At 31.3% G+C, this 23,697-nt stretch carries 24 protein-coding genes; 10 read left to right on the forward strand and 14 right to left on the reverse strand.

Annotation, left to right across the window (positions count from 1 at the left end):
* Positions 1–327: 327 nt before the first annotated feature.
* Entirely contained in the window at positions 328–1,149 is an 822-nt protein-coding gene (locus CN601_RS14535) for a peptidylprolyl isomerase (RefSeq protein WP_098117179.1), read from the forward strand.
* 28 nt (positions 1,150–1,177) lie between these two features.
* On the opposite strand, the gene CN601_RS14540 is transcribed toward CN601_RS14535, so the two are convergent.
* On the reverse strand, positions 1,178–1,381 hold the full coding sequence (locus tag CN601_RS14540; protein WP_056472082.1) for a sporulation YhaL family protein: 204 nt from the start codon (positions 1,379–1,381) through the stop codon (positions 1,178–1,180).
* A gap of 68 nt (positions 1,382–1,449) precedes the next feature.
* Entirely contained in the window at positions 1,450–2,388 is a 939-nt protein-coding gene (gene yhaM / locus CN601_RS14545) for a 3'-5' exoribonuclease YhaM (RefSeq protein ID WP_098171430.1), read from the reverse strand.
* A gap of 358 nt (positions 2,389–2,746) precedes the next feature.
* Between yhaM and CN601_RS14550 the strand changes: the two genes are divergently transcribed.
* The gene (locus tag CN601_RS14550; protein WP_098117177.1) at positions 2,747–2,932 is read left to right on the forward strand and encodes a YhzD family protein; all 186 of its coding nucleotides are present in this window, start codon (positions 2,747–2,749) and stop codon (positions 2,930–2,932) included.
* A gap of 84 nt (positions 2,933–3,016) precedes the next feature.
* Entirely contained in the window at positions 3,017–4,312 is a 1,296-nt protein-coding gene (locus tag CN601_RS14555; RefSeq protein ID WP_098117176.1) for an HNH endonuclease, read from the forward strand.
* Between the two features lie 225 nt (positions 4,313–4,537).
* Here CN601_RS14555 and CN601_RS14560 read toward each other — a convergent pair whose 3' ends face one another.
* The 4 genes from CN601_RS14560 to CN601_RS14575 all read right to left on the reverse strand — a co-directional run bounded on the left by CN601_RS14560 (position 4,538) and on the right by CN601_RS14575 (position 8,449).
* A complete protein-coding gene (locus tag CN601_RS14560) occupies positions 4,538–5,326 on the reverse strand; it encodes an enoyl-CoA hydratase (protein WP_098171431.1) in 789 nt (262 codons plus the stop codon).
* Positions 5,327–5,398: 72 nt separating this feature from the next.
* Positions 5,399–6,886: a coproporphyrinogen III oxidase gene (locus tag CN601_RS14565; protein WP_098171432.1), complete on the reverse strand. Its 1,488-nt coding sequence runs from the start codon at positions 6,884–6,886 to the stop codon at positions 5,399–5,401.
* A gap of 167 nt (positions 6,887–7,053) precedes the next feature.
* Positions 7,054–7,923, reverse strand: coding sequence for a Cof-type HAD-IIB family hydrolase (locus tag CN601_RS14570; RefSeq protein WP_098171433.1), 870 nt, complete (start codon positions 7,921–7,923; stop codon positions 7,054–7,056).
* Positions 7,924–8,092: 169 nt separating this feature from the next.
* The gene (locus CN601_RS14575; protein WP_098171434.1) at positions 8,093–8,449 is read right to left on the reverse strand and encodes a YlbF/YmcA family competence regulator; all 357 of its coding nucleotides are present in this window, start codon (positions 8,447–8,449) and stop codon (positions 8,093–8,095) included.
* A gap of 173 nt (positions 8,450–8,622) precedes the next feature.
* Between CN601_RS14575 and CN601_RS14580 the strand changes: the two genes are divergently transcribed.
* From CN601_RS14580 to CN601_RS14605, 6 genes are all read left to right on the forward strand, one after another.
* Positions 8,623–9,717 carry a YheC/YheD family endospore coat-associated protein gene (locus CN601_RS14580; RefSeq protein WP_098171435.1) on the forward strand — a complete coding sequence of 365 codons (1,095 nt, stop codon included), beginning with the start codon at positions 8,623–8,625 and terminating at the stop codon, positions 9,715–9,717.
* Positions 9,718–9,735: 18 nt separating this feature from the next.
* Complete coding sequence (locus CN601_RS14585) at positions 9,736–10,821, forward strand: YheC/YheD family endospore coat-associated protein (RefSeq protein WP_098117170.1); 1,086 nt, start codon at positions 9,736–9,738, stop codon at positions 10,819–10,821.
* Positions 10,821–12,176 carry a YheC/YheD family endospore coat-associated protein gene (locus CN601_RS14590; RefSeq protein ID WP_257131715.1) on the forward strand — a complete coding sequence of 452 codons (1,356 nt, stop codon included), beginning with the start codon at positions 10,821–10,823 and terminating at the stop codon, positions 12,174–12,176. Before CN601_RS14585 ends, CN601_RS14590 begins: the two co-directional genes overlap by 1 nt.
* Positions 12,173–13,348 (forward strand): YheC/YheD family protein, encoded by a 1,176-nt coding sequence (locus CN601_RS14595; RefSeq protein WP_098171436.1) that lies wholly within the window; start codon positions 12,173–12,175, stop codon positions 13,346–13,348. The genes CN601_RS14590 and CN601_RS14595 overlap by 4 nt, the downstream gene beginning before the upstream one ends.
* 76 nt (positions 13,349–13,424) lie before the next feature.
* Positions 13,425–14,348 carry a PucR family transcriptional regulator gene (locus CN601_RS14600; protein ID WP_179865558.1) on the forward strand — a complete coding sequence of 308 codons (924 nt, stop codon included), beginning with the start codon at positions 13,425–13,427 and terminating at the stop codon, positions 14,346–14,348.
* Positions 14,349–14,479: 131 nt separating this feature from the next.
* Positions 14,480–15,577 (forward strand): ABC transporter ATP-binding protein, encoded by a 1,098-nt coding sequence (locus CN601_RS14605; RefSeq protein WP_098117167.1) that lies wholly within the window; start codon positions 14,480–14,482, stop codon positions 15,575–15,577.
* Positions 15,578–15,612: 35 nt separating this feature from the next.
* On the opposite strand, the gene CN601_RS14610 is transcribed toward CN601_RS14605, so the two are convergent.
* The 8 genes from CN601_RS14610 to CN601_RS14645 form a co-directional block, all read right to left on the reverse strand.
* Positions 15,613–15,864, reverse strand: a complete 252-nt coding sequence (locus CN601_RS14610) for a hypothetical protein (RefSeq protein ID WP_098117166.1) — start codon at positions 15,862–15,864, stop codon at positions 15,613–15,615.
* Between the two features lie 74 nt (positions 15,865–15,938).
* Positions 15,939–16,133 carry an alpha/beta-type small acid-soluble spore protein gene (locus CN601_RS14615; RefSeq protein WP_056472044.1) on the reverse strand — a complete coding sequence of 65 codons (195 nt, stop codon included), beginning with the start codon at positions 16,131–16,133 and terminating at the stop codon, positions 15,939–15,941.
* A 173-nt stretch (positions 16,134–16,306) separates the two neighbouring features.
* Positions 16,307–17,041, reverse strand: a complete 735-nt coding sequence (locus tag CN601_RS14620; RefSeq protein WP_098171438.1) for an amino acid ABC transporter ATP-binding protein — start codon at positions 17,039–17,041, stop codon at positions 16,307–16,309.
* A 14-nt stretch (positions 17,042–17,055) separates the two neighbouring features.
* Entirely contained in the window at positions 17,056–17,751 is a 696-nt protein-coding gene (locus CN601_RS14625) for an amino acid ABC transporter permease (RefSeq protein WP_098117164.1), read from the reverse strand.
* Entirely contained in the window at positions 17,738–18,535 is a 798-nt protein-coding gene (locus tag CN601_RS14630; protein WP_373604982.1) for an amino acid ABC transporter substrate-binding protein, read from the reverse strand. The genes CN601_RS14625 and CN601_RS14630 overlap by 14 nt, the downstream gene beginning before the upstream one ends.
* A 573-nt stretch (positions 18,536–19,108) precedes the next feature.
* Positions 19,109–19,969: a hemolysin family protein gene (locus CN601_RS14635; RefSeq protein ID WP_179865559.1), complete on the reverse strand. Its 861-nt coding sequence runs from the start codon at positions 19,967–19,969 to the stop codon at positions 19,109–19,111.
* Positions 19,970–20,370: 401 nt separating this feature from the next.
* On the reverse strand, positions 20,371–21,684 hold the full coding sequence (locus tag CN601_RS14640) for a hemolysin family protein (protein WP_098117161.1): 1,314 nt from the start codon (positions 21,682–21,684) through the stop codon (positions 20,371–20,373).
* A 164-nt stretch (positions 21,685–21,848) separates the two neighbouring features.
* The gene (locus CN601_RS14645; protein ID WP_098171440.1) at positions 21,849–22,265 is read right to left on the reverse strand and encodes a MerR family transcriptional regulator; all 417 of its coding nucleotides are present in this window, start codon (positions 22,263–22,265) and stop codon (positions 21,849–21,851) included.
* A gap of 253 nt (positions 22,266–22,518) precedes the next feature.
* Between CN601_RS14645 and CN601_RS14650 the strand changes: the two genes are divergently transcribed.
* The gene (locus CN601_RS14650) at positions 22,519–23,451 is read left to right on the forward strand and encodes an aminoglycoside phosphotransferase family protein (RefSeq protein ID WP_179865560.1); all 933 of its coding nucleotides are present in this window, start codon (positions 22,519–22,521) and stop codon (positions 23,449–23,451) included.
* Positions 23,452–23,697 lie beyond the last annotated feature (246 nt).

Here is a 23,697-nt window from a genome sequence, read left to right on the forward strand (position 1 = left end):
AAAAGTAATTTAATAAAGTTTTATTAAAATTTTTTCGTATTTCTTCAGTCTCATCACTTAACCTTGCTCTCATAAATACCTATTTTTTATTTAAAACTAGTTCAAGATTCCTTTAATTTGATTAATTTTTTATTAAAAAACATTCCAAATTATTCTTTTTTTGGATAAACTTTGTCACATTGTAGAAAAATATGTTATATTTAGTGAAGTAATTTCCAGTAAAAGGTATGTCTAAATACAGGAAAAATTAAGATTTATGCTCCATACTTAAATAAGTAAATTTTTTTTTATAAAAAACAATTTAAATTATTATTAGGAGATGTTTAAATGAAAAAGATAATCGTATCTGCAGTTTTAGCTACCTCAGTATTCGGACTAGCGGCATGTGGTTCAGCTGGTATTAGTAATGATGTAGTTGCTACATCTAATGCGGGAGATATCACTTCAAAAGATTTATATGACAAAATGAAGGATACAGCAGGATTAGCAATGCTTAAGCAAATGGCTATTGAAGATTATTTAAAGAAAAACTTCAAAGTTAGCGATAAAGACGTTGATAAAAAATTCAATGAGTATAAAACACAAAATGGTGACCAATTTAAAGCATTCTTAGCTCAATACGGATTTAAAGATGAAGCAGCATTTAAAGATCGCGTTAAAGTTGATTTATTAACTGAAAAAGCTGCTGAAGCTTCAGTTACACAAGCTGAGATTGCAAAATATAAACCTGAAATTAGAGCTAGTCATATTTTAGTAAAAGATGAAGCTACAGCTAATAAAGTAGAAACAGACTTAGCGAATGGTGCAGATTTTGCACAAGAAGCAAAAAAATATTCTACTGACACTGGTTCAAAAGATAAAGGTGGAGATTTAGGCTATTTTGGAGAAGGTGCTATGGTAGCTGAATTTGAATCAGCTGCATACGCTCTAAAAGTTGGAGAAATTAGCAAACCAGTTAAATCACAATTTGGATACCATATCATTAAATTAACTGGTAAAAAGACTGCTAACGAAAAAGACGCTCGTTCAAAAATTGCTGAGACTAAATTAAGCCAAGATAACTTCGCTGCATTTTCAGATGAACTTCTTAAAAAAGCTAAATTTAAAGTTAAAGACAAAGATTTAGAAAGCCAAGATAAAAAATCATAAAAAAAAACCTGCCATAATGGCAGGTTTTTTAATTTGAAGAAATCTCAGAGTTAATAAGTAACTGCTCTCTTCTTTCTCGTTCCTCTTTAATTCGTTGTAAGTAAATTTCTCCCTCTTTTTCGATGAAAGCTTCATCTGCGTCTCTTTCTTGTTTAGAGGTGTATAGTACCATAAATCCACTAACAAAAATTCCTAATATCACAATATACATCCAAAATGGTAAGATTGGCATTGATTTTCCTCCTTAGTAGACAAGCATTTGCTTCATTATATGGCTATTAAGGAGAAAGTATGATTATTTTAAAATTTTGGTTTATAAAAACTACGATTTTCTAGTGGGAAAATGCGCTCAGTATATTCACCTGGTTCAACTCTTTCAAGCGCACGATCTAACATATTCATTTTCGCATCAATATTGTCAATATAATGTAATATTTCCGCTTCTTTAATTAAAGGTAGCTTTGGACTACCATATTCATACTTACCATGATGGCTTAAAATAAGATGCTGAAGTACAGTAACTTCTTCTCCCTCAATTCCTAATTCAATCGAGGCATTACCAATTTCAATTGCCATTAGTGAAATATGGCCTAGTAAATTACCTTCAACAGTATATTTTGTTGAAACCGGACCCGATAACTCTCTTACTTTGCCTAAATCATGCAATATAATTCCAGCGTATAGTAAATCTTTATTAAGCGAAGGATATAAATTCGCTATCGATTCACCTAATTGCAGCATACAAAAAACATGATAAGCTAATCCAGAAACAAATTCATGATGATTCTTAGTTGCTGCCGGAAAATCAAGGAATTCTTCTTGATTTTTTAATACTAGATGTTCAGTTAGTTTCTTAAGTTTTTCATTCGTCATATTATTGATGTAAGAAGTAATTTTCTCATACAATACTTCTTTCGAAACTGGTGCTCTCGCAAAAAAGTCTTCTGGATTTACTTCGTCTGTGTCTTTTACTGGACGAATTTGGCGTAATTTAAGCTGAAGCTTCCCTCTATAATCGTGTAGCTCACCTTCAACTTTTACAACTGTTCCCTCTGCATAGGCTGCTTCTTGCTCTGTAGTAATATCCCAAAGCTTCGCCTCTATATCTCCACTTTGATCTTGTAAAGTTAATGATAAAAAGGATTTTTGATTACTTGCTACACCTTTAGTAGCTGCTTTAACAAATAAAAACGTCACAAAACGTTCGCCAACTTCATGATCATATACTTTTTTATCCATAAGTACCTCCACTATGTATATGCTTCCTTCGCCATACTAAACAAAATGAACAAATTGTATAAATAGCTTAAAATATTTTGGAAAACCATTTTCTCCAAAATAAGAAAAAGGAAAATCAATTTATGTATTAGTCGTTTTACTTATCCTATTATACGTTAAAATAGCTACTTATCCCAACAATGATCATACAAAAATTAAGACATATTCTAACAATTCTCAAGAACTTGCTATGAAAGATTGTATTTCAGAACTTTAACTTATCGCAGAATCTTTTTACAATTCAAATTATTACTTTACATGCCTTTTCAATATATGCCAAAATAGTAATATAGCAACTATTTAAGGGGAGGACTAGAACATGGGAACATATCGAATTACTGCTTTTGAAAAAAGTGGAGAATCAATTGTCGACGAACAATTTGAAGCTAATTCTGACTTAGAAGCAAAAGATATTGGTAAAGAAAAACTTTCAGTAATTGGTGCACTTGATAAGACACACCGTTGCATTAGTCAAACTGGTAAACTCCTATTATTTCATCCGTAATAAGAAGCTGCGAAATAATGTTCGCAGTTTTTTTGTTTATATCATTTTTTTACTTAAGACAGAATATAATAGGAGTTTTCTTAAATGAAGAAAAATAAATATCCATTCGTTGATGACATTCAAGATGTAATTAAAAACATAAAACAATTTAATGAAGACATTAAAATAGATGTAAACCTTCAAATGAAGTTATCACATTTTGCCGCGTGGTATTATGTAAAAGAAATCGATCTTTTCGGTCCAAGTAATTATATAGCCTATAAAGACATGTGTTCAGATATTTATTTTGATTCAGATTTTCTAACTGAAATTGACTTCCGAAAAACTGAGAATATTTTAAAACGTTGGTTTGTTAAACAACCGATTAAATCACTATCAAATAGTCTCAAAGAAAATTTATATGAATACTCTCCATTAAGAGCTAACTATGAAATGAGTATATTAAAGACAGAAGCCAATGCACTATTGGACGAAATGTATGAAGAACTTTCTATATTAGATGACACTCCACCAATTAGAACTTTCCCTATTTCATGTGAAAATCTCGAATTTAGTTATGATAGCATCGAAGAATTACAGGAGTGGTTTTTAGACGAATTACCTGTTAGAGGTTATCAATTTAAAAAAGGATTGAACACACCAAAAGGGGCAATCTTATTGTTTCAAAACAATGACCAAATAATTGCTTCAGGTAAATTGTCTTCAATATTTGAGCATCCTAATAATGCTAATGGAACTATAGGAACGTTTATATTCGATCCATCATCAATCTGTATTTTTAACCCTCTAAACTTAGATGATATGAAATTAATTTGGGAAGAATTTATTAATTTTTCAGAAGTACCACAAAATCTAGATAAACATAAATATGATGATTTCATGAACTATCTTTATAGTAAAAATATAAGATACGCTTTAGACAATGAAATGGATGAGGAAACTTTTACTATTGAAGTTGAAAAAACATTCGTTGATTCACATACTCCTGTTAAGGATGAGCCTAAAGCTAAATATAATTGTACATTCATTACGAATAAATCTAATCGTAATCGAACCGTTACAAAAAGAGCGATTGTTGAAGCAAATTTCAAATGTGAAATCGATGAATCACATTCATTCTTTCTATCTAAACAAACTGGAGAAAATTATGTTGAAGGGCATCATTTAATACCATTGGAATTCGAGGAAATGTTCGATTATAACTTAGATGTTGAAGCGAATGTTATAAGCCTATGTCCTATCTGCCATAAAAAAATCCATCATGGACCGATTGAAACAGTTGAAAAACTGATTAAAAAATTATACAAAAACCGTAAAGAACGTTTAAAGAATTCTGGTATAGAGGTCAAACCTAAGACTTTATTAAGCTTTTATACTTAATAGTAATAGTACTTTTAGATAGCTGCGATGATTGATCGCAGTTTTTTCCTTATTACTCATCCTTACATCCAAAAAGAAAACTCGCCGATTGGCGAAGACAGAGGGGTAGTTGCACTTATACTTATACCTAAAATTGGCATCTACGTCGACTGATCTCCACCGTTGCCAATTTATACTTTCTTAAAGTACAAAAAACCGACTATAATATAGTCGGCTTTTCAATCCTTATTTACCAGTAAAAATTGGTAGTCTCTTCTGTAAAAACGCTTGAACACCTTCTTGGTGATCAGCAGTTCTTCTCATAGCACTTTGTCCTTCTTTTTCAGCTAATAGCACTCTTTTTAAAACCTCTAAATTTCCTTTGCTGTAAATTTGTTTAGTTTGAATCATCGCACTGACTGGCTTTTGAAGGATACTCTTAACACGTTCGTTAATTTCTTGTTCGAAGTCACCATTAATCACTTCATCAATTAAGCCAATTTCTAATGCTTGTGCTGAGTTTAGTTTTTTACCTTCCCAAATCAGTTGTTTAGCTTTTGTTTCACCTAATCGTTTTTCTAAGAAGTAATGTGCACCGCCATCAGGTATTAAACCAATACCGATAAAGTTCATTGCTAGAATTCCTGAATCATGTGCAAGAACAAAATCACTTGCTAAAGCAAAACTTAATCCTATCCCTGCAGCAGGTCCATGAATTGCACTGATAACGATTTTAGGTAAAGTGTATAATTTGACTACTACTTCTGAAATTAAATCCATTATTGGACCAAAAGCTGATTCATCAGTATTGCTTAGCATTGATTTTAAATCTCCACCAGAAGAGAAACCTTTGCCATTTCCACATAGTACGACTACATCAACTTCGGAGCTTGCGATTTCATCTAATACATCACGAAATTGTCTGAATGTATCTTCATTCATTGCATTTAAAACTTCAGGTCGATTAAATACTACCGTTGCAACTCGCCCCTCTTTTTTTAACAATACGTGTTCTGCAGTATTCGAAATAGACATAAAAAAATCCCCCTTAATTTCATAGTTAATGTAAACATTAAACATTGAAAGGGGATTTTCCTTTATTTTTCATTAATTTGATTGATTAGTTTTCGAAAATAACTCATCTAAAATTTTTATTTTAGCATTCGTATAATGCTCATAACCGTCATTATATGATTTAGGATCCTTTGCATTTGCGAATCGAGTAATTTGACGAGTATTTGGATTGACAAACTTACTTGAAGCACCGCAGCCTAGCCCAATTATTGTTTGTTCTTCTTCCATAATTAAAATATTATATAAGCTTTCTTGTCCATCTACGGAATACCCAATATTTTCAAGATTACCTAATATATTTTTTTGACGATATAAATAGTACGGATGATAGTTATGTTTTTCTGTCCATACTGTTGCCTCGTTCATCATTTGCTGTACTTCATCACGATCAGCAACTTTATATTTCTGCTTGTTTTGCGTCATTTCTGATGCTCTTTTAAATGAAAGTGTATGAACAGTTAACGATTCAGGCATTAACTTTTCAGTTTCATCTAAAGTATACTGAAATTCTTTTAATCCCTCGCCAGGTAATCCAATAATTAAATCCATATTAATATTATTCATACCCATTTCACGAGCTAGATGGAATTTTGTTACTGTTTCTTCAACAGTGTGATGTCTTCCAATCGCTTTTAAAGTTTCTTGAATATACGATTGTGGATTAATACTAATTCGGTCAATATTCCATTTATTTAAAACATCTAATTTATCTGGTGTAATTGTATCTGGTCTTCCTGCCTCAACTGTAATTTCACGAACCTGCTTCATATTTGGAAATGATTCGTGCATTTTAGCGTACAGTAAATCCATTTCTTCAGCTGTAATACTAGTAGGCGTACCTCCACCATAATAAATCGTTGTAATGTTTATTCCACGCTCTTTTAAGAATTCACCGACTTTTTCCATTTCATAATGTAATCCATATAAGAATGAATCAACTGCGCCTTGTTTACCTTGAATCGCATAGGCTGGGAATGTACAATAAGCACATTTTGTCGGACAATATGGAATTCCGATATAAATACTTACTTCATTTTGCAAATTATATAAATCAGGAATTACTTTTAATTGACGATCAACGATTGATTGCATTAAATCTATCTTTTCATCATGAATCAAGTAATCATTGCGTAACTCTTCATGTGCCATTTCCTTTGACATACCAGACTTAAGCTTCGAATGAAGAAGTTTCGTCGGTCTAATCCCAGTTAAAATTCCCCACTTTTGCTGAATGCCAGTATACTCTTGTAGTAATGATAAAAAGACAAAATTAACAGCCTTCTTTTTAAATTTGAACGATTCTTTTTCGTCTTTACCATCTACATAGCTCGTATTTGCTCGAAAATCAGATCCTAATTCACCTGAGACCTGTTTGTTTACTTCATCTAAATCAAAACTTACTTCAATATCAGCATCTATTTTTTCTAACGATACATCACAGTCTTCAAAGAATAGTTGAGCTAATAACTCCAACGGCCTTTGAAAACGACTATCTTCTAAACCTTTTATATATATTTTCATCTTTTATCACCTTTTTAAGTTATCACTTAAGTATAGAATTAAAGAGATAAGAGGTCAATATATAGGACAGGGACATGTATTATGTTTAAGTGAATAGTCGATAAAAAATAAACGTAATAAAAGCCTGAATTTCAAAGAGAAGTCTCCATGAAAGCCAGGCTTATTATCTATTTTTCAATTTTTAAATGTGTTTTTAAGAAAGGTAGTGGGAATTGTTTCCTGAAATGTTCTTTAATCATATATGGAACACCATTTTGATCATTTGATCTTGTAATCCAGTCTGCAACCTTTTTAATCTCAACAGGAGCATTTGACATTGCAACACCTAAACCTGCATGTTCGATTAATGGTAAATCACTATAATTATCGCCTATTACAACCATTTCATGATAGGAAATTCCTAAGTGTTCACCTAATCGTTTTAAACCTGTATATTTAGAGATTCCTTTACGAACTATTTCAATTTTCTTATCTTCCTCGCAGAGGCAATCTAGATGTGGATATTTCGTATTTAATTCATTTTTCACTTTGCTTTTCTCTACTTCATCAGAGAAATAACATTCTATTTTTAATGGAGAAATTGAATTTTCCAGAATACTATCTGATAGGGATTCAACAAATTGAATCGGATAAAATACTGGATCTGCATTTGATAAAACTGCTTTCGCAACTAAGTTTGATTGCAATTTTTTTCGATTTCCAATTGAAAAATGCTCATGTGACAATCGAATATTACAATCATACCTTTCTAGTTTTTTTACAATGTCATACGCTTCTTCTTCTTCAACCCTTTTTTCAAAAAGTGGCTCATCAAGCTTAGAAGAAATAAAGGCGCCTGAGTGCGAAACCAAAAGATTATTAACCTTTAATGCTTTTGCAATCTTTTTTGTAGCTTGGAAATTTCTACTTGTAAATAAGGTTACGTAAATCCCTTTATCTTGAACGTATTCAACAGCTTCTTTCGTTTCCTTAGAGAGTTTTCCGTTTGATTGTAATAAAGTACCATCTATATTAATTGCAAGTAACTTATAAATCACCTAATCTCCCCCATTTCGCGAAGAAATACCTTACTAGAATATATGACATGCTTCATTAAGTTAGAACATTGCAGATTGTTATTATATCCTTCTTTATACTAAAAAAGACTCCATATAATGAAGTCTCTCTTATATTCAGAACAGGAATCTCCCTGTTCTTCCTCTCGTCTTACATTTCCATTAAAGATTTATAAAATTCTTCTAATGGATTCATGACGATTTTATTTACATCTTGAATAACTAAATTTAATCTTTGTTCCGTTTGCATTAAGTTTGCAATTAAAGGATTTTGAGACACTTTTGCAACTATCTCTTGGCCTTTTGCATTTTCTTCAGGTGTAACTGCTTCACCCTGATACATTTTTTGTTGCATAGTTTTTTGGAAATTTTGAAATTCCATAAATAATGGTTTCGCAGTTGGATCAGCTAATACTTGTGAGTATAGTGATTGTAAATTTTTAAATTCTGGTTGCTCCTTAAAAGCGTTTTGTAGTGAGTATGCAATATCATAAATGTTTACTGCCATGTTAACTACCTCCTATAAACTTTTGTATCTCCACTATAGCAAACATTCTATTATATGTCAGTCTTTCAAAAAACAAATCAAACTTTCTACCTTAAAATTTCTTAAAGACATTCACCAACTGGGCGAATATCACATAGTATACAACGACATTATTTTGGAAAGGAGGAGAATCATTGCAATCTTTTCCTAAAAATCAAGAACCGCAATCTTTCGCAGTAGTAACTGATTCAATCAATGAAGAATCATTAAATCCGCTAGGCTCCATTACAACACTTTGTGAGGAGTTATCAGAGTTATGCGGGGAATCTGAGATCGATTTTTATGTAACTACTTTCAAAAAGCTATTTACGAATGAATTAAAAGGTTATAAACGCTCAGAAGATGGCTGGACTTTAATGAATGTACCTCCTGCATCAATCATTCATAATCGCATTCATTCAAGAAAGCTTGAGCGTTCTAAAGAATTTAAATTACTAAATTCTTCTCTAACAACTCAGCAAATACCTTTTTTTAATGCACGTTTCTTAAATAAACTTGAAGTTTTTAAAGCATTAATTGATTCTGCCTATATAAAACCATATGTACCGTACACTGAGGAATGTATTTCAGCAGAACAATTAGAAAATTTCATCCAAAAATATGAAACAGTTTTTATTAAGCCAATCCACGGCAGTCAAGGAAGAAATATTCTTAAGGTCACAAAAGAAAAGGATCTATTTCGGTTAAAAAATAGTCAGAACTCTGAAGTAGAACTAGAATTTCAATCAATACATGAAGTATTTCAAATCATTAAACAGCAATTAAGTAAGCGTACTTGTATTATTCAAGAAGGCTTACCTTTAATCAGTAAAGATAATCGACTTGTTGATTTTAGATTTTTATGTCACAAAAATAAATTTAATCATTGGGAAGTAACTTCAACTGTAGCAAGGATTGGTCATCCAACTCAGTTTGTCAGTAATTTAGCTCGAGGCGGAGACCTTCAAAAAATCGATGAATTTTTAAGTCAATATTTACCAAAAAAAGAGCGCGTTCACTTTAAAAAATTATTAGTTGAATTAGCGATTGAATGTTGTAGGTGTATAGACTCCTCCTTTGATGGTTTATTCGCTGAGTTTGGAGTGGATCTTGCTATTGATAACCAATTCAATCCTTGGGTCATTGAATTAAATTCAAAGCCATCTAAGGATTTACATTTAACGGACCCAATTCAAAAAATTAGACCTTCAACAAAGGCTATTTTTTCTCTTGTTCAATCATATTTATAAGTACAAGGAGTGAAAAGAATGAGAATAGGTTATTTATCTCTCAAAGAAAGACAAGAAGGTGAATACGTACAGCACATGGCAAAGGAAGCAAGTAAACTAGGTTATGAATTCGTTCAATTTACCCCTTTTAGTATTCAACCAGCTTCAGAAGAAATACTTGGCTGGAAGTATATTGCAGAAACAGAACAATGGGAGAAAACAACATTTGAAATTCCAAATTATATTTATGATCGATGCTTTTACTCTCCTAACATTAAAAGTAAGCAAGCAAAACCAATTGTTGATTGGCTGAAAAAACGTAAAGATATTACTTTTTTAGGTTACGGACTACCGGGAAAATGGGAAACTTATCAAGCGCTAGCGACTGATGAAAGTTTAAATCCTTATATACCAAAAACAAAAAAGTTATTGCATTTAGCTGTATTTTTTGAAGAGCTTAGAAAAACACGTAAGCTAGTTATTAAACCAATACATGGATCAAGAGGAATAAATATTTACTTTGTTACTTTAAGTCCTTATTCAATTAGCGTTTCAACTCAAAAACAAAATGAAGTTGTTGAAACAGTATACGATACAAGAGATGAATTTTTTGAATGGCTACAGCCTCTTGTCGAATCAAAAAACTATGTTTATCAAAACAATTTAGACCTTCAAACAAAATCACGCGAAGCATTTGATTTACGCGTTCTTTTACAAAAAAACGAAAAAGGCGAGTGGCAAGTTGTTGGTAAAGGGATCCGAGTGGGAAAACCAAATTCAATTATTGCAAACTTAAGTGCTGGCAGTAATGCAGTTGCATTTGATGAGTGGATTACTCAATTTAGTCAAAGAACTGCACTAATTTTACAACAAGATATTGAAACAATTTGTAATCAATTACCGATTGTACTTGAGAAGAATTTTCTTCCATTATTTGAAATAGGATTAGATTTAGGAATTGATTCGAATCAAGCAATCTGGATTTTAGATGTTAATTCAAAACCAGGAAGAAAAGTTTTAATCCAAACTGATCCTTCCATTCAACAAAAGCTATATTCGGCACCAATTCAGTATTGTCTACACTTACAATCGAAATCTAAAAGTGAAAGAAGTGAAATTAAATAATGAATGAAGTTTATAAAATCGTTACTCATCGACAGAGTAAAAACCTAGTATGTATACCTGAAAAACTTACGACATCAAGAAATATTGAATATATTGCTTTTGGTCAAAAAAAATACCCTTGTCAACTAGTTACGATGAATACACTTCAAAATACCATTTCAATATCAGAGCATTTAATTGAAATGCTCTGTATCCCTTTTGAAGGAACTATTGAGCCTATTATTATTGGGAATACGCTGCAGCTCGGTCCACTAATTGGAATTTTTACAGCTGGCTTTACTGAGTCCCTCCTTCGCCCAATTGGCGATCGAAGCTTTATGTTTGCAAATTTAATTGCCGAAAATAATCAAAAAAACAGCTTCATATTTGTATTTGGCACACATGGAATTGACTGGGAAAACGAAACAATTCAAGGTTATTTCTTTACAAATAAAAGATGGATTAAAGAAGTAGTTCCTTTTCCAACCGTGATTTATAATAGGCTTCCGAATAGGAAAGTCGAAGTTCATAAATCAATTAAACGAGTGCGCCAAAAACTAGAAAAAGAATATAAAATCCCTTGGTTTAACCCAGGATTCTTCAATAAATGGGATTTATATTTAAAATTAAAAAATGACGATTCAGTTGCACAGTATTTACCTAAAACATTAAAGTTTAATAATTTCGATACAATCGAAGAGTTATTATCCAAATATCATTTTGTGTATGTTAAACCCGAAAACGGTAGCCTTGGATCGAGAGTAATTTTAATACGCTACCAGCGTGAAGAAGGTATTTATTATTGTAGGTATCGTGATTTTGAAACAAACAGACTTCAAAAATTCTCAACACTCCAATCCTTAATTAATCATGTTTTCCGTAACATGAAAATACATGACTTCATCGTTCAACAAGGTATTTCATTAATTCGATATGAGCATCAACCTGTTGATTTTCGAGTTCATACAAACAAAGATGCTTTAGGAAAATGGCATGTAACTGTAATTGCTGGAAAAATAGCAGGAAAAGGTAGTACTACTACTCACTTAAATAACGGTGGTCGCGTGAAAACTCTTGAAGAATTATTTGATCAAGAAAAAGCTAAAAGGATTCATGAAAAATTATCTACTGCAGCTTTAAAAATTAGTGAATCTTTAGATCGTCAAGTTGACGGTCACATCGGAGAAATTGGATTTGATATCGGTGTTGATAAAGATGAAACAATTTGGCTTTTTGAAGCGAACTCTAAGCCTGGTAGATCAATTTTTTCAAATCCAAGCTTCCAAGAAAATGACAAACAAATTAAAAAACTATTTTTAGAATATGCTACTCATTTGTCCAAACAGGGAAATGAACTCGAGGCTTCAATGAAATGATTTCTGTTTTTTACCATCTTGATACAAATACTTGGTCGCATGATCACTTAGAATCAAAGTTTTCAATTGGCTACAACCACCTTCCTATTTTACCAATGCAAGATAATGCTTCAAATTCCATTCAATTTCATGTTAAAAAAAATGGTTCACATTTAGGCCCAATTATCGGCATTTTAACGAATGAAGATCGACTACCTTTTAGCGGAAATATTAAAACATTTAAACGAATTTGCAAGAAGGTATTAAATAACGGCGGTATTCCAGTTATCTTAACGCCTACCGCCTTTTCTAATCATTCAGTTACATGTTATACATTTTGTTTTAAAACAAAAAAATGGATTAAACTATTTTCCCCTTTACCAGACGTAATTTACAATCGAATTCCATCTGTACAATATGAATCCAATCATGATTATAAAGAATTTCGAGAAAAAATTTCTGCGTTAAACATCCCTTTTTTTAATGAATCATATCTTTCAAAAATACAAACAACGGCAATATTATCCACTAACGAATTTTTAAAAACATATATTCCTAAAACAATTGAATTAATAAACGAAAAAGATTTGTTTTTCTATTTAAAAAAATGGAAATTTCTTTATATTAAAAAGCATAATTCTTCAAGAGGATTTGGCGTGTTTAAGCTTACCTTGAAAAGTGATAATGAAGTCATCATCCGAAATGCTTTTCATGTAGAATTAGTGAAATCAATCAGTGATTGTTGGAAATTTCTTAGCTCTTTAAATGAGGATTTTATTTGCCAACAAGGTATAATAAGCGAATTGCCAGATGGAAGAAAGTTTGATTTACGAATTCTTGCACACAAAAAAGAAAATAATTTCATTCTTTCTGGTATCGGAGTAAGAGTTGGTACATTTAATGGCATTACAACTCATGTTCCTAGAGGTGGCAGCATTATTTCAATCGAAGAACTACCAATTAATTTAAACTATGAATTATTACAGGAAATCGTTAGACAAACAGGAATTGCATTAAATAATGAAGAGGCACATTTTTATGAATTCTCAATGGATATCGGTATTCAAAATAACCAATATTATATTTTTGAAATAAACTCTAAACCAATGGTATTTGACGAAATCTCTATAAAAGAACAAGGACTTGAAAACTTAATTCATCTATTTTATGAACTTTCAAATTTCAAACAGTAGTTTGTATACTACTGTTCTTTTTTATTTTAAATAACAATGTTACACTAAATGAAAAATGCTTCGAAAGGTAAATATTATGATTGAGAAAATTAAGACGTTATTTGGAAGTGAGTCCGTTTCGGTAACACCAGATCAGAATACATATATGGATTACTTGTGGTTTTCTACAGAAAATCAAGAAATTTTTGGGATTAAACAAAGTTCTATATCTGATGAACAACATAACCTATTGGAATGTCTTTTTACAAAATTAGAATCAGATGCAATTATGATGCCATCTGCACAAAGCGAATGGTTTCAATATTTATATTTCAATAAAGGGCATAATCCTTTATTATTCGAAAATGAAAATACTCTCCCTTCCTCCATTCGATTTATTCATTTTTACAGTAACCAGCTTTTTACAAATAAAATTGAATTTGAAGAAGCAATCAATGCTTTTTTTCATAAAGATGTAATCGTCGTTTGGAATTCTGCAAAAGAAGGCGTCATTATTGAAAAAATAATCGATCAACCATTTAATAAAGAATTTCTAGAGCATATGCAAGAAATCATTGCAGCTGACTTATACCATGATGTAACTTTTCTTGTTGGAAAACGATACTCTCCACTAGCAAATTTATTTCTGTATTTTGACATTGAACATCATTGTTTTAAAAAAGCTTTATCTATAAAGAAACAAAAACATATACTCTGGTTTTCAAAAGAGATGCTTTACTATATCCTTTCCTTTTTACCAGATGATTTACAGAAAGAACTACCTAATCTATTTTTGAATGATATGAAAATTGATGACCCAATTCTTTCAACTGTAAAAATTTATCTTCAACAAAATCTAAATGTTACGGCTACTTCTAAAAAAGCTTTTTTACATCGGAATACTGTTCAATACCGTCTTGATAAATTTTCAGAACAAACAGGAATAGATTTAAAGCATTTTGAGGAAGGTCTTGTTATATTTCTAGCCATTCGCCTACTTGAGTTAACGAACGAAAATTAACAAAAGCTTTTTTTGTGCACCTTGTACAATTGAAGCTATTTTTTTTGTGTACCTTTGCCATTGTTGGAAAATGTTTAAATGTTTACAATTTAGTTAATGAAACCGATTACAACTATTTGGAGGTAATATCAATGGCAGAATTAAAATTAGATCATATTTATAAAATTTATGACAATAACGTAACGGCTGTAAAAGATTTTAATCTTCATATTGAAGATAAAGAATTTATCGTATTCGTAGGTCCGTCAGGATGTGGTAAATCAACAACACTTCGTATGATTGCTGGTTTAGAAGATATTTCAAAAGGTGATTTCTTTATTGATGGGCTTCGTGTAAATGACGTTCAACCAAAAGATCGTGACATTGCAATGGTATTCCAAAACTATGCGCTTTATCCGCATATGACTGTATATGACAACATGGCTTTCGGATTAAAATTACGTAAATTTGATAAAGCTGAAATCGATCGACGCGTAAAAGATGCTGCTCGAATTTTAGGACTTGAAGAATATTTAAGTCGTAAACCAAAAGCACTATCTGGTGGACAACGTCAACGTGTTGCTCTAGGACGTGCTATTGTACGTGATGCAAAAGTATTCTTAATGGATGAGCCATTATCTAACTTAGATGCTAAATTGCGTGTTGCGATGCGTTCTGAGATTTCTAAATTACATCAACGTCTACAAACAACTACTATCTATGTAACACATGATCAAACTGAAGCAATGACAATGGCTACGCGCTTAGTTGTAATGAAAGATGGTATTATTCAACAAGTTGGTACGCCTAAAGAAGTTTACGATCGTCCTGAAAACGTATTCGTTGGTGGATTCATCGGTTCACCTGCAATGAACTTTGTTTCTGGTAAAGTTGAAGATGGTCACTTTAACTTAGGAAGCAAAAAAATTGCTATACCTGAAGGAAAAATGAAAACATTACGCGATAATGGATATATTGGAAAAGAAGTTACTTTAGGTGTACGTCCAGAAGATTTACATGATGAGCCAGTGTTTATCGAAGCATCTCAAGGTACAGTTCTTGATTTAAAAATTGAAGTAGCTGAGCTTCTAGGAGCTGAATCAATGCTTTACACTAACTATGAAGGCCATACTATAGTAGCAAGATTAGATGCACGTTCAACATTTACACATGGTCAAGTGATTAAATTAGCTGTAGACATGAACAAAGTTCATTTCTTTGATAAAGAAACTGAATCACGTATTCGTTAAAAATAAATAAAATAACGCAGTACCNNGGTACTGCGTTATTTTATTTTCTCAATAATTTTTAAAAAGCCCTCATTACAATCTGGACAATTAAACATATGTGTACAATACTGATTTGAATTTTGTTCAGTTAATCCATCAGATTTTGCTGAAATATCATAATCTAAATATGGACTGTATTTATCTTCATAATCAACTGCTCTTCCTTTATCTTCACAATGATTTTCACAAATAGGACATTTTAATTTATATTGCTCGATCCCATTGCATAGTGGACAAATACCATCCATTATTAACACTCCTATTATGTACTCTTCATTAAGAAAGGATGGAGATTAATCTCCATCCTTATTAGCCATAGATATTATTTTGAATAACCACCTAAGCTTTGCTCAGCCATTTGAACTAAACGTTTAGTGATTTCTCCTCCTACAGAACCGTTAGCACGAGCTGTAGAATCAGGACCTAAAGTTACTCCAAACTCAGAAGCGATTTCATACTTCATAGAATCTAATGCTTGTTGTGCACCATTTACTACTAAGCTGTTGTTGTTTGCCATGTTGTCTCACCTCCTTATGTAAGTGTAATGATAGTATGACTCTAATCGATTAACATATGTATGTTTAGCTAATGTAAATTTTGGAAAAAATTTTTTTATTTCTTTATCGGCTTTTTTACATAAAAAAAAGCACTAGAAGGCGCTCTAGTGCTGGGTTTCTCTTAATTCTTGGATTACTGTATTAATTGTAAAAATTGTTTTGTTCTTGCATGCTTAGGATTTTCTAATACATCACTTGGATGACCTTGCTCAATAATGTATCCACCGTCCATAAAAATAACTTCATCTGCAACATTACGAGCAAATTTCATTTCATGCGTAACTACGATCATTGTCATACCATCTTCAGCTAATTCCTTCATTACTTTCAATACTTCTTGTACAAGCTCAGGATCAAGCGCTGAAGTTGGTTCATCAAACAAGATAACTGTTGGCTCTAGAGCTAATGCTCTAGCTATACCTACTCGTTGCTGTTGACCACCTGAAAGCTGATGTGGTAATAGATTGATTTTTTCTTCTAAACCCACTTTTGTAAGTAAATCAACAGCTTTCTTTTTCGCTACATCTCTTTTTACTTTTTGTACCGTTACTAGCCCTTCCATTACGTTTTCCAACGCTGTTAAATGTGGGAATAAATGATGTTGTTGAAAAACCATACCTGTTTTACTTCTTAATGAGATAATTTCTTTTTTAGTCATTTTATTCGAAAAGTCAATTGACTGGTCGTCAATTGTGATTTTCCCATCAGTTGGATGCTCTAAAACATTTATACATCTTAAAAATGTAGTTTTTCCAGATCCAGAAGGACCAATAATTGCCGTAACCGTACCTTTTTCTACATTTAAGCTAACATCTTTTAATACTTCTAGTTCTCCAAAGCTTTTTTTAATATTTTCTAGTTTTATCATCTACTCTTCCTCCATTACTTAGCAACATAGCGTTCAACTCGAGCTTCTAATCGACCTTGAATGACTGAAAGGAAGAAGCATACGATCCAATAGATTATTGCAGCTTCTGTATAAACAACTAAAAATTTATAGTTAGTTGCAGCTATTTCCTGAGCTGTTCTAAACATCTCAGTTACTAATATTAATGAGGCCAAAGACGTGTCTTTTACTAAACTAATAAAAGTATTTGATAATGGTGGTAATGAAACTCTCGCAGCCTGCGGAATAATAATACGTTTCAACGTTTGATTATATGTCATGCCTATTGAATAAGCAGCTTCCCATTGGCCTTTATCAATAGACTGAATTGATCCTCTTATAATTTCAGAAGCATATGCCCCAACACTTAATGAAAAACCAATAATTGCAGAAATATAAGGTGAAATTGTTACATGTAGAGTAGGTAATCCATAAAAAATAATAAATAATTGAACTAATAGAGGCGTTCCTCTAATAATGGAAACATAAAATCTCGCTAAACCATTTAAGAATTTATTACCTGATAGACGGAAAAGTGCGGTAATAAATGCTAATATTATACCTACTATGAAAGTAATAATTGTTAATGGAATAGTACCGATTAAAGCAGTTTTAACCATTGGAAGGAAAGAATCCTTCGCAATGGTTAAATTGTCAATCCACTCTGGGCTGAGTATATTATTTAAGTCCATCTTTACCGAACCATTTTGTAACTATTTCATCATACTTTCCGTCTTTTTTCATATCTTCAATTGCTTTGTTAACTGCCTTTACTAATGATTCATCGTCTTTACGGAACATAAATCCACTGTTTGAAGCATCATTTTCTAGAGCAGCAATTTTAACTTTGTTGTCACCAGTTTCTTTTAAATAATTTTGAATTGATAACTTATCGTTGATTGTTGCATCAGCACGGCCAGATTCAATTAATTGAATCGCTTGGCTAAATCCTTCAACTCCTACTAATTTAGCCCCATATTTTTTAGCTAAATCCCCGTAGTTACTAGTTAAAGATTGAGCAGCATTTTTTCCTTTAATGCCATCAAATGAGTTAATTTTTGAATCTGATTTAACAACTAATGCACCTGAAGAAGTTATATATGGATCAGAGAAATAATATTTTTTCTCACGATCTGCTCTAATACCAACTTCATTTGCAATGATGTCAAAACGTTTTGCATCTAATCCTGCAAACATTGCATCCCATTGTGTTTCATAAAATTTTGGTTTTACGCCTAAACGTTTAGCAACTTCATTCGATAAATCAACATCGAAACCTGTTAATTTACCAGATTTATCATGGAACGTGAATGGTGCATATGTACCTTCAGTACCAATTTTTAACTCTCCACTATCTTTTACTTGAGTTAATAAATCTTTTCCTTTTGCAGTATTTTCATTTTTATTTGAATTACAGCCTGCCATAAAACCTGCTGCTAAAACTAACGAACCTAATGTTAAACCAATTTTCTTAATATTCATTCTTTAATCTCCCTTAACCTTATCGGAATTGTTTGTTTTGAATTGTGTGTCTTAAATATATTGCATGTATTAAAAAATTACAACAAAAAAATCTCATATTTTTATTATTTTTCTTTTTATCTTTTTAATTCTTTTTTTGTGATCAAATATTTAATCATAAGTACAGGGAATTGCTAATATTCAATCTTTTTGTAAGTTGTATTGAGTTGATACTCTTCTATTGTTTTCACAGAGTTTTACACCATTTATTGCAAACCCGCAAAAAACTCGGTTCTCTTAAGAACCGAGTTTCATGCTGCTAAAAAAAGCACTTGTCAATTAAAGATCAATATTTTTTCAATGTAAAGAAAGCTGTATGNNTCTCCCATAGGAGTCGAGTACCCCTCCATTCCAATCAACTTCTTCAAAATAAAAAAGTATGCGATTAAGAACCTTATTAAACCCTTTTAGTAGTACACTAACAAATTATCCATTAAAACAAATAAATAACATCATCAATAAATTATAAATTTCCTTAAATCAATTAGTAAAATTGTTAATATTTCCATACGCTGAAAACTCGGTTCACTAAGAACCGAGCTTACTTTGTAAATTGCTATTTACTTTTACAATTACACTTTGAATTCTTCTATTTTGAACTTCTTGAATTGTGAAGGTTAAGTTTTTATATTGGAGTAATTCTCCATTTTGGGGAATGTGTTTAAAACTTTCAAATAACCAGCCACCTAATGTTAAATATCGACTGGTAGGTTTTTTAATTTTAAACCTTTGAAAAAAACTGGATAATTCAATCGAGGCTTGGAATTGGTATTCATTCTCATTTATTTGGAAAAAATCATCATCTAAATCGTCGAACTCATCCCTTATTTCACCAACTAGTTCTTCGATTATGTCTTCCATTGTCACGATTCCTGAAGTACCTCCAAACTCATCAACAACAATAGCTATATGTGCGTTTTGTTTTTGAAGAATCTTTAATACCATTGAAATTTTCATTGTTTCCATAACAAATATTGGTTCTCTAATCAGTTCATTAATTTTAGCAGTTTGATGTTGAATTAATTGAGTTAAAAATTCTCTTTCAGAAATAACACCTATAATGTGATCAATATCGTGATCATATACTGGGATTCTCGAGTATCTTTCTTGTAAAAATATTCCATACACTATATCTAAAGATTCATTTATGTCAATCGCAACAACATTTGTTCGAGGTGTTAAAATGTCGCTTACTTTTTTTTCTTTAAATGTAATTGTTCTTAAAAATAATTCATCTTCGTACAAATTAGACTGTTCACCATCGTTGTTAATCAAAAAGCTCGGATCGTGATTTTGCAGTTGAGCATTCTGATTATTACTACTAAAAAATAAACGTTCGATTAAGTTAAAAAAATTCAATATTCCTTTACCCGAGGGAGCATCAGACAAGCACTTCACATCCCTAATTAAATATTTTAAACTTTAACTATCGACAATCCTTTACAAATATTTATTTAATATGTATTCAAAACAGGAAATTTTATGCAAAAAAAAAGCCTCTTTCTTAAAATAAGAAGAGGGGGGAAAAATGAGGTATTGTACGAAACGATTAAAAAATAAGCTGATTGAAATAGTTAAAATCCAACTATAACTAGAAGGTTCTCTCCTTGTAACTTAGAAAGAAATAGTACTTCTGCACAAATCAACTTTACACCCTTATTTTATACTAAATATAGACCAACAGGTTTAGTAATATGTTAACGTTTTGTGAAACATTGTACAATGTACCTTAACTAAAAAAAGAAGGTATAAAGAGTTAACTCTTTATCCTTCTTTTTTTATTGATATTATTATTTTACTGCTTCTATAAATTCATTTTTTTTTATTTCAACAAGTTTTACTTGATGTGAATCTAATTCAACAACTTTAAATTCAAAGTCCTCAAATATGATCGATTCACCTTGTTGAATATCGTGGTTTTGAGTTAAAATCCAGCCACCAATTGTGTCAACATCATCTTCTTCTACGTATAGTCCGAATAAGTCATTAATTTCAGTGATTAACACTTTTCCGTCTACAATTTTATGAGAGTCTGAAATATGTTGAACAGCAGGCTTTTCATCATCGTCATATTCGTCACGAATTTCTCCAACAATCTCTTCAAGTATATCTTCCATTGTTAATAATCCAGCAGTTCCGCCATATTCATCATACAATATTGCAAGCGGAATACGTTTCTTTTGCATTAACAATAATAAATCGTGAATTGCGATCGTTTCAATTACCTGAATTACTGGTCGGGTGTAGTTAGCGAAATCATATGATTTTTCAACCTCACCATCAAGATAACGGATAAAAAAGTCTTTAACATTTACCATGCCTAAAATATCATCTTTATCCTCACCAAAAACCGGGTAACGTGTATATTTTTCATTTTTAATTATTTCAATTTGTTCTTCAATTGGGTCTTCCGCATATAAACCGATAATTTCAGTACGAGGGACCATAATTTCTTTTGCAAGTCGGTTATCGAACTCAAAAATATTATTTAAATATTTATACTCAGCTTGATTAATTTCTCCGCTTTCAAAGCTTTCTGATAAAATAATTCGTAATTCTTCCTCAGTATGAACTTCTTCTGATTCTGATGCTGGCTTAATACCAAATAATCCTGTAAAAAATCTTGCAGAACCATTTAATACCCAAATAAATGGATAAGCTATTTTATAGAAAACAATAAGTGGAGTAGAAAGTATTAGTGTGAGTGATTCAGCTTTTTGAATAGCAACCGTTTTTGGAGCTAGCTCACCAATTACAACGTGAATAAATGTCATAAATGAAAAAGCTAGAATAAACGAAATTGTTGAAGCAATTGTCCCGTTTAATCCAAGAAATTCTACTACTGGGTATATAAGATGCTTAAACGTTGGCTCACCTAAATAACCTAATCCTAAAGCTGTAACCGTAATACCTAATTGACAAGCTGATAAATATTCATCCAAACTCGTCGTAACCTTTTTAGCAGCTACTGCACCTCGCTTTTTTTCAGCTACTAGTTGATCAATTCGACTTGATCTAACTTTCACGATCGCAAACTCTGCTGCGACGAAAAAAGCTGTAAGTGCGATTAATACTGCAATCATAAACAAGTTAACTATGTCCAATGACGAACTCGAGTTTTAATACTCGAGTATTCACCTCCTGAGATTTTCAATCTACAAAAATATAAAAATATTATTTTACTTACTTAATAGATTACCATAATTTAGTAAAACATACTTATTTTATAGCTTTAATAAATTGTTAAGTTTTAATATTAATTTAGTCATTATTTTACAAAATGCTTTAATGTTTGAAACAACGGTGATGTATGATGTGACAATGAATCTACTAAAGCATTTTTTTCACATTCATTCATACCCGAAATAACAGGAACTAACTGAGCTAATTTAGCTTCAAGCTCAATAATTTGATTTGATATTTGTTGAATTTGTTCAAAAACACAATTTTTTTGATTATAATTAGTTTGCAATAAATCTTTTATCTCTTCTAAGGATATTCTCATTTTCTTACAATGTTCAATAAATCTGAGAGTCTCAATTGCCTCTGTGGAATAATATCGATAATTTGATACAGATCGTTTTGCTTCTAGTAACCCTAATTTTGTATAATAATCAATTGTTCTTTTTGAAACTTGAGCTATTTCAGCTAACTCTCCAATGCGATACTCGATCCCAAGTGACAACCCTCCCCATTTTAAATAGTATTACTATTATATAATTTAGAAAGTATACAGTCAAACGTTACAGTTCGACGAAAAAAAGTATAAAAATACATATTATTATTGGTTTATGAGTGATCTTTGTTGTCTTTAAAGAAAATTCGTTTGATGATTTCCTCTTCGGGGTCTCAGCTTCCCCGTATTTCCCATTAACAAAGTAAAAATACATTGAATTTAAAGCATTTTCTTGTAATTTATAAAAATTGGAGGTGTAATTTTGAAATTAAATGATCGCATAATACAAAAGGTTCCATTTTTGCAGTCTGCTGTTTCTATTTCGCAAGTAAAAAAAGGATTTTCATTTGAAGAGAAGTGGAAGGTTAAAAGTGATTTAGGTGAAGAGTTGTTTATCAAAATTTATGATTTTGAACGTACTAGTCATGTTAAATTGCTTAATACATATTTAGAGAACTTTTATGAAATTGGATCAATTATTCCTAAACCGATTCACTTAATTGAGTTAAGTGAGGAAGCTGTCACAATACACGCTGTCGAGTCTGTTGATGGATTTGATGGTGAGGAATATTTACAAACAATTCCTAAGGAACAACAGTATCAATTAGGTTACCAATCTGGAAAAGAATTACTTAAAATTCATTCATTAACAAATCTAAGTCAAAATCAATCTTGGGAAGATACGCGACTTGCTAAATTCAATCGATACGTCGATTTACTGAAGGAATCTACTATTTCATTTCCGGAACTCGATTTTGTTCTCTCCTTTGTTCAGGAAAACAGACACTTATTAAAAAATAGACCTATTACTTTTTTACATGATGATTTTCATCCAGCAAATTTACTTTTTAAAGATGGGCAGCTAAAAGCGGTTATTGATTTTGATCGATTTGAATGGGGAGATCCTTATCATGATTTTCACAAGGTTGCTTTATTTACAAAAGATATAAGCACTCCGTTTGCAATTGGACAAATTGATGGGTATTTCTCGAACAATCCCCCTGATGATTTTTGGACTTTGTACGCACTCTATGCTGCAATGATTATTCCGTCGGATATTATTTGGTCTTATAAGACAACACCTCATTTAATTGATTCAATGTGGAAAAGGGTTCGAATGATATTAGATGATCATAGGAATTTTAATCAATCTATTCCAGGTTGGTACAGCGAAAAGAGTAGCCTTTATCGATAAGGCTACTCTCATTTCGTTTAAAAAGATTTTTGTACTACTCTGCCATTGGACACTAATCGTTTTATCAACAAATTTCCCCATTATATCAACAAATTTTATTATTATATCAACAAAAACCATTACTATATCAACAAAGTTCACTTAGTGTTCGTATATCACGACTTATTTTTTATTTAGCATACATATATATTAACTATTTACTTCCTCCGTTCAATAGCGCTCCTTTCATCACACTTAAAATTTAAC

The organism is Bacillus sp. AFS017336 (genome assembly GCF_002555445.1).
Taxonomy (GTDB): Bacteria; Bacillota; Bacilli; order Bacillales; family Bacillaceae_G; genus Gottfriedia.

What these genes read in the sequence shown, in the direction of transcription:
- CN601_RS14535 (WP_098117179.1), top strand. Translation starts at nt 328, where the DNA reads ATGAAAAAGATAATCGTATCTGCAGTTTTAGCTACCTCAGTATTCGGA.
- CN601_RS14540 (WP_056472082.1), bottom strand. Translation starts at nt 1,381, where the DNA reads ATGCCAATCTTACCATTTTGGATGTATATTGTGATATTAGGAATTTTT.
- yhaM (WP_098171430.1), bottom strand. Translation starts at nt 2,388, where the DNA reads ATGGATAAAAAAGTATATGATCATGAAGTTGGCGAACGTTTTGTGACG.
- CN601_RS14550 (WP_098117177.1), top strand. Translation starts at nt 2,747, where the DNA reads ATGGGAACATATCGAATTACTGCTTTTGAAAAAAGTGGAGAATCAATT.
- CN601_RS14555 (WP_098117176.1), top strand. Translation starts at nt 3,017, where the DNA reads ATGAAGAAAAATAAATATCCATTCGTTGATGACATTCAAGATGTAATT.
- CN601_RS14560 (WP_098171431.1), bottom strand. Translation starts at nt 5,326, where the DNA reads ATGTCTATTTCGAATACTGCAGAACACGTATTGTTAAAAAAAGAGGGG.
- CN601_RS14565 (WP_098171432.1), bottom strand. Translation starts at nt 6,886, where the DNA reads ATGAAAATATATATAAAAGGTTTAGAAGATAGTCGTTTTCAAAGGCCG.
- CN601_RS14575 (WP_098171434.1), bottom strand. Translation starts at nt 8,449, where the DNA reads ATGGCAGTAAACATTTATGATATTGCATACTCACTACAAAACGCTTTT.
- CN601_RS14585 (WP_098117170.1), top strand. Translation starts at nt 9,736, where the DNA reads ATGAGAATAGGTTATTTATCTCTCAAAGAAAGACAAGAAGGTGAATAC.
- CN601_RS14590 (WP_257131715.1), top strand. Translation starts at nt 10,821, where the DNA reads ATGAATGAAGTTTATAAAATCGTTACTCATCGACAGAGTAAAAACCTA.
- CN601_RS14595 (WP_098171436.1), top strand. Translation starts at nt 12,173, where the DNA reads ATGATTTCTGTTTTTTACCATCTTGATACAAATACTTGGTCGCATGAT.
- CN601_RS14600 (WP_179865558.1), top strand. Translation starts at nt 13,425, where the DNA reads ATGATTGAGAAAATTAAGACGTTATTTGGAAGTGAGTCCGTTTCGGTA.
- CN601_RS14605 (WP_098117167.1), top strand. Translation starts at nt 14,480, where the DNA reads ATGGCAGAATTAAAATTAGATCATATTTATAAAATTTATGACAATAAC.
- CN601_RS14610 (WP_098117166.1), bottom strand. Translation starts at nt 15,864, where the DNA reads ATGGATGGTATTTGTCCACTATGCAATGGGATCGAGCAATATAAATTA.
- CN601_RS14615 (WP_056472044.1), bottom strand. Translation starts at nt 16,133, where the DNA reads ATGGCAAACAACAACAGCTTAGTAGTAAATGGTGCACAACAAGCATTA.
- CN601_RS14620 (WP_098171438.1), bottom strand. Translation starts at nt 17,041, where the DNA reads ATGATAAAACTAGAAAATATTAAAAAAAGCTTTGGAGAACTAGAAGTA.
- CN601_RS14625 (WP_098117164.1), bottom strand. Translation starts at nt 17,751, where the DNA reads ATGGACTTAAATAATATACTCAGCCCAGAGTGGATTGACAATTTAACC.